This window comes from Agromyces sp. Y575 (assembly GCF_059445445.1).
The window spans coordinates 68002-79184 of record NZ_JCAIUI010000005.1; the positions used below are offsets into that span (position 1 = coordinate 68002).

Annotated in this window: 12 protein-coding genes; 3 read left to right on the forward strand and 9 right to left on the reverse strand. The window is 69.4% G+C overall.

The window, feature by feature from the left end:
* Position 1: 1 nt before the first annotated feature.
* A complete protein-coding gene (locus tag AC1C2U_RS18190) occupies positions 2–847 on the reverse strand; it encodes a branched-chain amino acid ABC transporter permease (protein ID WP_495363282.1) in 846 nt (281 codons plus the stop codon).
* A 36-nt stretch (positions 848–883) separates the two neighbouring features.
* Entirely contained in the window at positions 884–2074 is a 1191-nt protein-coding gene (locus AC1C2U_RS18195; RefSeq protein ID WP_495363177.1) for an ABC transporter substrate-binding protein, read from the reverse strand.
* Between the two features lie 251 nt (positions 2075–2325).
* On the opposite strand from AC1C2U_RS18195, the gene AC1C2U_RS18200 reads away from it, so the two are divergent.
* Positions 2326–3177 (forward strand): sulfurtransferase, encoded by an 852-nt coding sequence (locus AC1C2U_RS18200; protein ID WP_495363178.1) that lies wholly within the window; start codon positions 2326–2328, stop codon positions 3175–3177.
* A 135-nt stretch (positions 3178–3312) separates the two neighbouring features.
* Here the strand turns inward: AC1C2U_RS18200 and AC1C2U_RS18205 are convergent, their stop codons facing one another.
* From AC1C2U_RS18205 to AC1C2U_RS18215, 3 genes are all read right to left on the reverse strand, one after another.
* Entirely contained in the window at positions 3313–4101 is a 789-nt protein-coding gene (locus AC1C2U_RS18205) for a MerR family transcriptional regulator (RefSeq protein WP_495363179.1), read from the reverse strand.
* A 4-nt stretch (positions 4102–4105) separates the two neighbouring features.
* Positions 4106–4927: an alpha/beta fold hydrolase gene (locus AC1C2U_RS18210; RefSeq protein WP_495363180.1), complete on the reverse strand. Its 822-nt coding sequence runs from the start codon at positions 4925–4927 to the stop codon at positions 4106–4108.
* 157 nt (positions 4928–5084) lie between these two features.
* The gene (locus AC1C2U_RS18215; RefSeq protein WP_495363181.1) at positions 5085–5900 is read right to left on the reverse strand and encodes a class I SAM-dependent methyltransferase; all 816 of its coding nucleotides are present in this window, start codon (positions 5898–5900) and stop codon (positions 5085–5087) included.
* 164 nt (positions 5901–6064) lie between these two features.
* Here AC1C2U_RS18215 and AC1C2U_RS18220 point away from each other — a divergent pair, with 164 nt between their 5' ends.
* On the forward strand, positions 6065–7021 hold the full coding sequence (locus AC1C2U_RS18220; RefSeq protein ID WP_495363182.1) for an FKBP-type peptidyl-prolyl cis-trans isomerase: 957 nt from the start codon (positions 6065–6067) through the stop codon (positions 7019–7021).
* A 77-nt stretch (positions 7022–7098) separates the two neighbouring features.
* Here AC1C2U_RS18220 and AC1C2U_RS18225 read toward each other — a convergent pair whose 3' ends face one another.
* The 4 genes from AC1C2U_RS18225 to AC1C2U_RS18240 all read right to left on the reverse strand — a co-directional run bounded on the left by AC1C2U_RS18225 (position 7099) and on the right by AC1C2U_RS18240 (position 10516).
* A complete protein-coding gene (locus AC1C2U_RS18225) occupies positions 7099–8028 on the reverse strand; it encodes an energy-coupling factor transporter transmembrane component T (RefSeq protein ID WP_495363183.1) in 930 nt (309 codons plus the stop codon).
* The gene (locus AC1C2U_RS18230) at positions 8025–9869 is read right to left on the reverse strand and encodes an ABC transporter ATP-binding protein (protein WP_495363184.1); all 1845 of its coding nucleotides are present in this window, start codon (positions 9867–9869) and stop codon (positions 8025–8027) included. Before AC1C2U_RS18230 ends, AC1C2U_RS18225 begins: the two co-directional genes overlap by 4 nt.
* A 69-nt stretch (positions 9870–9938) precedes the next feature.
* On the reverse strand, positions 9939–10316 hold the full coding sequence (locus AC1C2U_RS18235) for a type II toxin-antitoxin system death-on-curing family toxin (protein ID WP_495363185.1): 378 nt from the start codon (positions 10314–10316) through the stop codon (positions 9939–9941).
* Positions 10313–10516: a hypothetical protein gene (locus AC1C2U_RS18240; protein ID WP_495352515.1), complete on the reverse strand. Its 204-nt coding sequence runs from the start codon at positions 10514–10516 to the stop codon at positions 10313–10315. The genes AC1C2U_RS18235 and AC1C2U_RS18240 overlap by 4 nt, the downstream gene beginning before the upstream one ends.
* A 150-nt stretch (positions 10517–10666) precedes the next feature.
* Between AC1C2U_RS18240 and AC1C2U_RS18245 the strand changes: the two genes are divergently transcribed.
* Positions 10667–11083, forward strand: coding sequence for a transferase (locus AC1C2U_RS18245; protein WP_495363186.1), 417 nt, complete (start codon positions 10667–10669; stop codon positions 11081–11083).
* Positions 11084–11183 lie beyond the last annotated feature (100 nt).

Genomic DNA, 11183 nt, shown 5'->3' on the forward strand with positions numbered 1-11183 from the left:
CTCAGACCCTCACGGCGTTCGGGCGCAGCACGAGGCCAGCCGGTCGGATGATGAGCACGATGATGAGGATGAAGAACGCGACGGCGTCCTTCCATCCGGATGCCACGTAGCCGGCGACGTACGACTCGATGATGCCGAGCAGCAGCGCGCCGACGATCGCCGCACGGAACGAGACGAGCCCGCCGAGCACCGCCGCCACGAACCCCTTGAGGCCGAGCAGCAGGCCGCCCGACCAGATCGAGAGGTAGATCGGCGAGCTGACGACTCCCGCCGTCGCGCCCACGAACCCGGCGATCGCGAAGGCGATGACGGATGCCACGGCCGGCGAGATACCGACGATGCGTGCTGCAACCGGCTGCTCTGCGCTCGCTCGCAGCGCCTTGCCCCAGCGGGTCTTCTCGTAGAAGAGCAGCACGCCGCCGCCGACGACGATGAGTGCACCGAGCATCCAGAGCTCCTGCGAGCGGATGCTGACACCGCCGAGGTCGAGGTCGCTGCCGGGGAAGGCAGGCAGACGTCGACCCTCTGCTCCCCAGATGAGGAGCATGATCGCCTGCAGCAACGTCGAGACGCCGAGGGTCAGGATGATCGAGACGAGCGTCGTGAGGTTCTTCACCCGTGAGATCACGAGGCGTTCGATGAGCACTGATGCGAGGGTCACCGAGACGAGCGCGATGAGGATGGCGACGGGCAGCGGCAGGCCGGCCGTGACGAGCGAGATGCTGCCAAGACCGGCCAGCGTCGCGTAGTCGCCCTGGGCGATGTTCACGACGTGCCGCACCGTGTAGGTGGCGATGAGGCCGACGGCGAGCAGGGCGTACACAGATCCCTGTGAAAGCCCTGCCACCGTCAGCTGGAGGAAATCGATCAAAACGAGTGCTGCCTACTCTTCGTAGAGGGTCCAGCGGCCGCCCTCGGCGAGCGCCATGATGAGCGCGTCGGCGGTGAGGCCGGAGTGGTTCTCGGGGGTCATCGTGAAGACGCCCGAGATGCCCACGAGGTCGGTGGTCGACTCGATCGCGTCGCGGAGGGCCTCAGGGTCGGTGCCTGCGGCCTCGATCGCCGCCGTGCCGACGAGCCAGGCGTCGTATGCGTGGCCGGCGAAGCTCGAGGGCGAGCTGCCGAAGGCCTCGGTGTAGTCCGCGATGAACTGGTCGATGACCTCTTTCTGCGGGTCGTCGGCGGCGAGCTGGTCGGCGACGAGCAGACGGCCCATGGGGGCGATGACGCCCTCGGCTGCGGGCCCGGCGGCCTCGAAGAACGCGTCGTTGGCGACACCGTGCGACTGGTAGACCGGCTTGTTCACGCCGAGCTGCACGTAGGCGGCCTGGGCGAGGCCGGCCGACGGCGTGATGCCCCAGATGATGACCGCGTCGGTGTCGGCGCTGCGGATGTTCGTCATCTGCGCGGTGAAGTCGGTCGCGCTGGGCTCGAACGACTCGGTCGCGGTGAGGGTGATGCCGCGCTCCTCGCCGAGTTCGGTGATGATCTCGGAGATGCCCTCGCCGAAGCCGGTGGCGTCGCGTGCGAGGGCGACCTTCGTGTAGCCCTTCTCCTGGGCGTCGTCGAGGATGCGTTCGAGTACGACGAGGTCGTTCTGGGCGGTCTTGAAGACCCACTCGGAACCGTCGACGATCGAGGCGTTCGCAGCGACCGAGATGGTCGGCACCTGGGCGGCCTCGACGAGCGGGCGCATTGCGAGGGACGGGCCGGTGCGCGAGGAACCGATGATGAGGTCGACGTCGTCGTTCTCGATGAGCTGCGACGTGGCCTTGGCCGCGCCGTCTTCGGTGGACTGATTGTCCTTGATGATCAGCTCGACCTCGCGGCCGTTGATGCCGCCGTCTTCGTTGAGCTGCTCGGCGAGCATGTTGAGCGTGTTCTGCTCGGGCACGCCGAGGTTCGCGCCGACACCCGTGATATCGAGCACGGCGCCGATCTTGATGGGGCCGTCTTCCGAGGCGCCCTCGTCGCTGCCGCCGCCGAAGTTCGAGCTCGAGCAACCGGTGAAAGCGAGGGCGATGGATGCCGCGACCGCGGCGGGTACGAGTAGGCGGCGTTGCACACGGTGCATGGGTGAACTCTCCTTTGAGCCCTGACGGGTTCTCTTCGCTGAGTGGGGGTGATGATTCATGACCGACCATTCGGTCACTATTTCGACTCCCTCGAAGATACGGTGCGTGACGAGGCATCCGCAAGCCGCCGTTATGCAACGGAGACACGGATGTTGCGCGCAGAACGTCCGTTTGCGGGTTGAGCCAGTCGAAACCCTCCTGGGTCGAGGTTTCGACAGGCTCAACCCGCAGAAGAGGGTTGGATGGAGGAATGCTGATTCTCATCGACGCCGAAGCGCTCGCTCGACGACTCTCCGACGGAGCGCGAACGGTCGTGCTCGACGTGCGCTGGACCCTCGCGCAGCCCGACGGCTCGGAGGCGTACCGCGCGGGGCACGTTCCGGGCGCCGTGTACGTCGATCTCGATCACGAGCTCGCTGATCACGCGGTGACGGGGGAGGGGCGGCATCCGCTGCCCTCCGAAGCGGCGTTCACCGCCGCGATGCGTCGCTGGGGCTTGCGCGACGGTGACACCGTCGTGGTCATGGACGACGTCGGCAACCAGTCCTCTGCACGGGCATGGTGGCTGCTGCGGCACGCCCGTGTCCACGATGTGCGCATGCTCGACGGTGGTCTCGCCGCATGGCGGGCCGCGGGGCATCCGCTCGAGACCGGCGACGTCACCCCCGAGCCCGGCGACGCGACCGCGCACTTCGGCTCGATGCCGGTGATCGACATCGACGCGGCCGCGGCATTCCCGGCCGAAGGCGTGCTGCTCGACGCACGAGCCGCACCTCGGTACCGCGGGGAGGTCGAACCGATCGACCCCCGTGCCGGGCACATCGCGGGCGCCCACTCCGCGCCGAGCGGCGACAACCTCGATGCCGACGGTCGGTTCCTGTCGCCCGAGGCGCTGCGCGAACGCTTCGCTGCAGTTGGCGCGACCGTCGGCACCCCCGTCGCCGCCTACTGCGGGTCGGGGGTGACCGCTGCGCACGAGGTCGCGGCGCTCGCCATCGCGGGCATCGGGGCGGCGCTCTACCCGGGCTCGTGGAGCCAATGGTCGAACGACGACTCACGCGCGGTCGCGGTCGGCTCCGACCCCGTTCCGTCGGTCGAGTAGGGAGCGCAGCGAGACCTGTGCGGGGTCTCGATACGCGTCCTCCTTCGTCGGGCGCTACTCGACCGGCATTTTGGGGGTGCGGGGTCTCGATACGCGTCCTCCTTCGTCGGGCGCTACTCGACCGGCGATCGAGCGTCAGACCTCGGGTCGCTCGTGCGGCACGGGGACTCCTGCGGCGCGGAGCCTGGCCTCGGTGAGCGCGGTCAGCCGGGCGGAGATCGGCGCCTGGCCTTCGCCGTGGTTGTTGATCAGCGTGTACTTGGCGGAGGCGTCGATCCAGGCCCGCATGATGCCGGGATCCCCCAGCAGGGCGGGGTTGGCGAGGTAATGGTCGGCTGTGGCGGTCGCGAGTTCCTCGATGCGCGGGTCATCCGGTTCCCAGCTCTCGGCCTCCCAACTGCGTTTGGTCAGCTCGACGTACCCGGGGTCGTCGAGCCGCAGCTCGATCTGGGTCAGGAAGCCGTCGAAGCCGCCCGGCAACAGCGCCCGGGCGAGCACGAGGCCCTCGCGTTGGCCGATCACGTAGTCGAGGCTGAAGTCGAGAGCGCGCATCCGGTCGAGCACCGCGCACGCGCGGTCGGGCAGCAACGCGCGGTCGCCGTCGGCGAGCCGGTGCAGCGTGTCGCGACGCGCGATCAGGTCCGTGATCCGATCGGTCAGCCGTCGTTCGACGTCGGCGAGTGCGGCGGCGAACTGCTCGGTGCCGGCATCGAGCATGGTCCCGATCTCGGCCAGCGGGACGCCGGCGGTGGCCAAGGTTCGAACCTGGACCAGCCGCAGCAGCTCGTCCGATCCGTAGCGCCGGTACCCGGAGTTGTCGCGTCGTGGTTCGTCGACCAGACCGAGCCGGTGGTAGTGCCGTACGGTCTTCACCGTGATGCCGGCGAATTCCGCCGCCTGCCCGATCGTGAGTCCGCCGATCATGCCCTCAACGACCGCTCCGCTCGAGGGCGGCGACCTCGCGCACGACCGTGGCGACGGCCGGGGAGTCCTTGCGCAGGATGCTCCCGTGGTTGCCGGCGACCTTCGCGCTGATCTTCAGGTTCGAGTTGCGGGCCAGCACGGGGTCGATGGCCTTGCGCATCTGCTCCTGCAGGTCGTCGCGGCTGCCCACGGCCTCACCGGACGCGACGACGTACCGGACCGGCACGGTCATGCCGTCGAGGATCGGTTCGAGGGCGGCGTGGAGCAGGTGGGACTCGATGGCGAGTTCCGCATGCATCTCGGCGGAGAACCGCGCCGCCAGGCCCATCGGACGAACCAGCGGCATCATGGGCTTCATGCGCCGGAACACCTTCCGGATCTCGTCGTGGCCGGCCTCGTCGGTCCAGCCGACCGGGTACGGGCCGTCGACCCCCACCACGCCCAGGGCGCGGTCCGGGTTCCGGCTGGCCCAGTGCACTCCCAGCAGGGCTCCGTAGGACCAGCCCACCAGGAGTGCCCGGTCCACGCCCCTCGCCGCGAGGACGGCGTCGATGTCTCGCATGCAGGCCTCGAACGAGTAGTCGGCCGCGAGCTTCGATTTTCCGCGGGCGCGTTCGTCGAACGTGATGTGCCGCATGCCCGGTCCGAGATCGGCGATGACGCGCCCCCAGTGCCGCTTCGAGGCGTACGCGCCGTTCAGGTACAGCACGGGGATACCGGGACCGCCCGTGTCAGTGACGGCCAAAGCCGTGTCATCGACCGACACCATGCCAGTCCAAGTCGTGTTGGCCGATTTCTTCGAATTGGTGGAGTTCGTTTTGCTCATGACGTCAGCGTGCACCATGACCTTGGGTCAAGGTCAAGCGTCGCTCTTTCGTTCGCTCCGGAGCTCGATCGCCATGATCGTGTTCGACCATTCCATGTACTTCAGGCCGGAGACGTGCTGGGTGGGACGCCTGCCCCGAGTACGGAGTACGACCCCGTCAGGGCGCACGCCGACCGACGGCGATGAGGGTCGTCAGGTCGATCGAGGCCACGTCGCGCTCTTCGAGCGAGCTCAGGAAGCGCTCCCGCACACCCGCGATCGCCTTCTCGTCGAGTCCGTCGAGCATGAAGCGAAGCGGGGTGCCGAGCACGAGCGTCCATGAGAGCTCGGGAGTGAGGTCGAGGTGCCGCTGCACCGTCTCGGCGCGCACCCCCGCGAGCCCGAGCCCGGTGAGCCATTGCGCGAGACTTCCCGCGGTGTCGATCGAGTCGAGCCCGGCCGCGCGCGGGCCGTCGTCATCGAGATCGGCGCCCCCATCGGGCAGGGCCGCCGCGAGCAGCTCCGGCACGGGCTCGAATGCGCCCCGGGCCCAGACCGTGATCGCGACCCGGCCGCCGGGCCGGGCGCGCTCGATCAGGTGACGGGCGCCGGCATCGGGATCGGGGAAGAAGAAGACGCCCAGCACGCACTGCACGAGGTCGTACCCCGCGGGCTCCCAACTCGTGACGTCGGCGACGTGGAAGCGCAGCTGCGGCATCCGCTCGCCTGCTCGTTCTCGTGCGACCTCGACGAGCGGTTCGGCGAGCTCGACCGCATCGACCACCCCGCCGACGCCCACGAGCTCTGCCGTCGGCAACGCGGCTGCCCCGTCGCCCGAGCATGCGTCGAGCACGAGTTCGTCGAACCGCGGCCGCGCCCGCGCCACCGCCGCGGTCGAGATCGGATTCCAGAGCGCGTCATCGAGCTCGATGAACGACGCGGCCGCAGCCGCGAATCCTCCAGCGAGATCAGGTTCCCCCAACTTGTCCCCCATTCACCCATTCTGGCCCTGATCGGCCCAGAACGAGCGGATTCCGGTGGTCCGCCGCGGGATCCCGACTCCCGACTCAGGCAACAGGGAGCACGAACTCAGGCAATCGAAAGCAGAACCGTGCAGACTGGGAGCACACAGCTGACGATCGAATCGAGACTTCCTCCATGAACCGTGCCCTGCGCCGCGCCGCGCCCATCGCGCTCGCCTCCGTGGCAGCCCTGCTCCTCGCCGGTTGCGCCGGCGGCTCCCAGCCCGAGGCATCCGAAACGCCCGCCGCCGCCGAGTGCATGGACGTCAAGTCGGGTTCGCTCAGCGACGGTGTCACCGTCGAGGGCGAGTTCGCCGCGTCACCGACCGCCACATTCACCACGCCGCTCGAGGCCGAAGAACTCGAGCGCACCGTTGTCATCGAGGGCGACGGCGACAAGACCGCTGCCGGTGACCCGATGAACGTCGTCGTCACCGCCTTCTCGGGCACGAGCGGCGAGTCGCTGTTCTCGCAGCCCACCACGATCACCGTCGGCGACGAGAGCGTGTTCGAGTCGTTCCTCGCCGGCATCGACTGCGTGCCCGTCGGCTCGCGCACCGTGACGGTCGCGCCCGCGTCGACGCTCTACGGCGACACCGGCAACGAGACCATCGGCGTCGCCGCCGGCGAGACCGTCGTCATCGTCATCGACGTCGTCGAGGTGCAGGAGCCGCTGAAGCCCGCCGAGTGGACCGAGAACGTGCCGGAGGTCAAGTTCGGCGCCGAAGGCGAAGCGCCCACGGTGACCCTGCCCGGCACCCCGCCGTCGACCGAGCTCGAGCTGAAGGTGCTCGAAGAGGGCGACGGCGCCGAGGTGCAGGCCGGTGACAGCGTCACCGTGCAGTACCAGGGCACCAGCTGGGACACCGGCGAGATCTTCGACCAGAGCTACGGCGGCGACCCCGCGACGTTCACGACCGACGGCGTCATCCAGGGCTTCGGCGCGGCGCTCGTGGGCCAGAAGGTCGGCACGAAGCTCATCGTGACGATTCCGCCGGAGTACGCCTACGGCACGGATGCCGAAGCGCACGAGCTCGGCGGCCAGACCCTCGTGTTCCTCGTCGAGATCGAAGACACCGCGGCGGCCCAGTAGCACGCTGCTCGATGGGCCGGACGGCGTGCCGTCCGGCCCATCGTCGTTCCCGGTACGGGTGTGCGGGATGAGCGCGCTCAGCGGCCCCACGTCAGCGCAGCGATGGCCGCGCTCACGACGAGGAAGCACGCCACGAACACCGTGTCGCGCACGCGCCATGGCGAGAGGTGCCGCTCGGTGCGAGCGGGGTGCGCGCCGAAGGCGCGGGCGTCCATCGCGAGGGCGACTCGCTCGGCATGGCGGATCGCGGAGGCGAGCAACGGCACGATGTAGCCGAGTGCACGTCGCACGGCCGCGCCCGGCCCGCGCCCGACATCCGTGCCTCGAACGCGATGAGCGGCCCGGATGATCTCGAGCTCGTGACCGAAGCGGGGCACGAATCGCAGTGCGGCCAGCGCCGTGTAGCCGATGCGGTACGGCACCCTGAGGTTCGCCACCATCGCGCGAACGAACTCGGGCCCGGTCGAGGTGACGCCGGCGATGAGCGACAGCAGCAGGATCGCGAGGATGCGCAGCCCCGTCGCAAGCCCGACGAGGTAGGCGGCGAGAGTGAAGTCCCAGTCGCCGATCGAGACGAGGGTGATGGATGCCTCCGGCTCGCCGGCCACGCTCGACGGGTCGATCCACACGCCGAACGTCACGCCGAGCACCGCAGCGGCCACGGGGGTGCCGACGAGGAGCGCGGCGACCGCGCGCCCCGGCAGCCTGGCCCCGATGAGCAGCATCGCCATCGCGAATGCGACGAACGCGAGCGGCACGGTGATGCCGCGACTGAACACGACGAACACCATCACGGGCAGCGGCGCCGCGAGCTTGGCCAACGGGTTCAGGGCGTAGAGGAAGTGCGCGGGGTGTTGGGCGCGATGCTCGGCGAACGGATCGAGGGTCGTCGGGTCGGGCACAGCCAGGTCGGGCGCCGCGGATGCTCCGGTGCCGGCGAGGCGCTCACGGTCGTGCCCGGCCGCGCCGAGCGAGGCCTCGGCGCCGCGCGCGTCGGACGTGCTCACGAGTTCGCCTTCGAAGTGACCGGCAGCTGCGACATCCGCACCACCGAATGCCAGGCAGGGTGCCGCTTGAGACCGCGAGTAGCGCGGGCGAGCGGCGGGTGACGCAGTCCGGCCTGTTCGATGAGCGGCCCCGCGAGCACCTCGGCGGCCGGGCCCACGCCGAGGAGGCGCCCTTCGGCCATGACCGCGATGTGACTCGCATGGTCGGCGACGAGCTGCAGGTCGTGAGTGACGACGAGCACGGTTGCCCCATCGTCGTTCAGGGTGCGCAGCAGGTCGAGGAGCTCGACGGCGCGTGCACGATCCTGTCCGAATGTGGGTTCGTCGAGGGCGAGCACGGGGGCGCCGGCGATCAGTGCGGTGCCGACCGAGAGGCGGCGTTTCTGCCCCCCGGAGAGGAGGAAGGGGTGGCGGTCGCGCAGGGCTTCGAGCCCGAAGCGGCTGAGCATCGCGTCGACGCCGCGTTCGATGTCGGCGGTGCTCGCGCCCTGTTGGTGCAGGCCGTGTGCGAGCTCTTCGGCGACCGTCGGGGCGATGAACTGGTGCTCGGGGTTCTGGAACACGAAGCCGATGCGGCGGGCGCGTTCGCGGGTGTCGCAGCGGGCCGGGTCGACGCCCAGCACCTCGACCGTGCCGTGCGGTGCGGGGATCACGCCCGCGAGCGCCTGCAGCAGCGTGGTCTTACCGGCGCCGTTCGTGCCGACGATCGCGAGGAAGTCCCCGGTCGCCACCTCGAGGTCGACGTCGTCGACGACGATCGGACCTCGTCGCCCGCCGCGTCGCACAGAGAGGGCGCGGGCGCGGATCGCGACGCCGGTTCCCTGATCCGCACTCGTTCCCTGAGCCTGTCGAAGGGACCCCCCGCGCTCACCGTCCCCTCCCATCGACGGGATCAGGGAGCCCTTCGACGGGCTCAGGGAGCTCGACAGGCTCAGGGAGCGGAACTCTGGCCCGGGCGTCGACTCGCCGAGCGGGGCAGGCAGGGCGGGTTGCGCGTCGAGGGCCGCCGCGAGCTCGGCCGGGGTGAGGGGGAGCGGGTCGAGTACGACCCCGGCGTCGCGCAGGCGCATCGCCGCGAGCGTCGATACCGGCAGCCAGACGCCGAGGGCGGCGAGCTCATCCGCCCGTTCGCGAAGGGTCGCACGGGCGGGCCCGTCGATCACGAGCCGCCCATCGGCGTCGAGCACGATCACCCGGTCGACGATGTCGACGGCCGAGTCGAGGTTGTGTTCGACGAGCACGACAGCATGCTCGCGCTCGCTCGCGAGTTCGCGCAGCACCGCATAGACCTCGTCGATGCCGGCCGGGTCGAGGTTCGCCGTCGGCTCGTCGAGCACGAGCACGGGCGCCGCCATCGCCAGCGCGCAGGCGATCGCGAGACGTTGCCGACCACCGCCCGAGAGCACGTCGGGGTTTTCGGCGCGACGATCCCAGAGGCCGACGAGCTTCAGTGCGCGCTCGGCACGCTGGCGCACTTCGGATGCCTCGACGAGCTGGTTCTCGGGCGCGAAGCACACCTCGTCGAGCACGGTGGCGGTGACGATCTGCGCGTCGGGATCCTGGAAGACCATGGCGACGTGCGCACTCAGCACGCCGACGGGATGCTCGCGGGTGTCGAGCCCCGCGACGAGCACTGTGCCGTCGAGAGCTGCGGGCACCGCATGCGGCACGAGCCCGTCGAGGGCCAGGGTGAGCGTCGACTTGCCGCAGCCGCTCGGACCGAGGATCAGCACAACCTCGCCGCGCGCGACATCGAACGACACGTCGACCGGGGTGGGGAACTCCGCGCCCGCATGCAGGATGCTCACATGATCGAGCTCGAGAAGCGGTGCAGAGGGCATGGCTGGGCCTGGGCGAGGTGGTGGTCGGCGGACGGCCCGCGACGCGGCATCCGTAGTGCTTAGGACAGCCTAATCTTTGGAACCTGCGATCGGATGTGCGTTCCGTTCGAGCCATTCCGTCACCGCTACCAACGATTCGCTGCCGGCGGCGGCACGCCGGATGAACGGGTCCGCGTCGGCCGATGGGCTCAGGTCGTACCCGTTGAGGTCGTAGAAGACGAGCGTCACCGCCCATGACAGGCGCTTGTTCCCATCGAGCAGCGGATGGTTCCGATTGATGCCGACCATCAAGACCGCGGCCTTCAGGTGCAGGCCCTCGTAGACCTCTTCGCCGAATACCGGCAGCGGGCCCGCCAAGGCTGACAGGAAGAGCGAGCGGTCCCGGAAATGCAGGCCTCTTCGGGCGAGCCACTCCTCGATATCGAGGGGATCGACGTATTCGGTCACTTCGAGAGAGCTTCGAGCAGAGCCGCGTCGCGGATCTCCATGCGGTCGAGGGCGGCGCGCGTGCGCTCGCTCTTCGACAGTCGCTCGGCCCGATCGCGGATCGCGAGGATCGCAACCTCATTCATCGAGCGGTGCTCCTTCGCTGCCAGGGCGCGCAGCAGCGCGCTGTCGGCCTCGTCGATGCGCAGATTCATCGCCATGACTGCTTGCCTTCCAGTCGGTTGGTACCACTTTGATACTACGCGGATGTCCCCGAGCGCACCAGCTCGCGCGGTGCGGGAATTCCCCGGTCAGCTCCAGTGTTGTACCAGTGTTCGGGTGTGGAATCACCACCCCGGAAGGAGGAGAACGTGGGCATCAGTTATGTCGAGTTCGAGGACGAAGCCGGGATCACGCGTCGCTATCGCAAGCACGTGAACGGCCGGGGCCTCGTTGCCACGACCGCCAAGGTCGATCCGACTGCGTTCGTCGACCCGACGGCCTACGTCGACCCGGGCGCCGAAGTGCAGCGCGGAGCTCAGATCGGCCCGGGCGGCTGGATCGAGGGTGACGCGATCGTCGCCGAACGCGCCGTCGTGGGTGTGAACGCCCATGTCGGGCGCCGCGCCGTCGTCGGCCGCAACGCCGTGCTCGGCGCGTACGCGAGCATCGGCATCGACGCGCGGGTGCAGAACGGCGCCCGAGTTCCGCGCGAGGTCACCGTCGAAGCGGGCGACGAATACCGCGCCTCGAGCGACGACCTGCGCCGCCTCGGCCTCGCGGCCTGACCGTGCGGGTTGGGCTTGGTCTCGACGGGCTCGCTGCGGGTTGAGCTTGTCGAAACCGCGCTCGACCGGCAGCACCCTGCGAGTTGAACCTGGTCTCGAC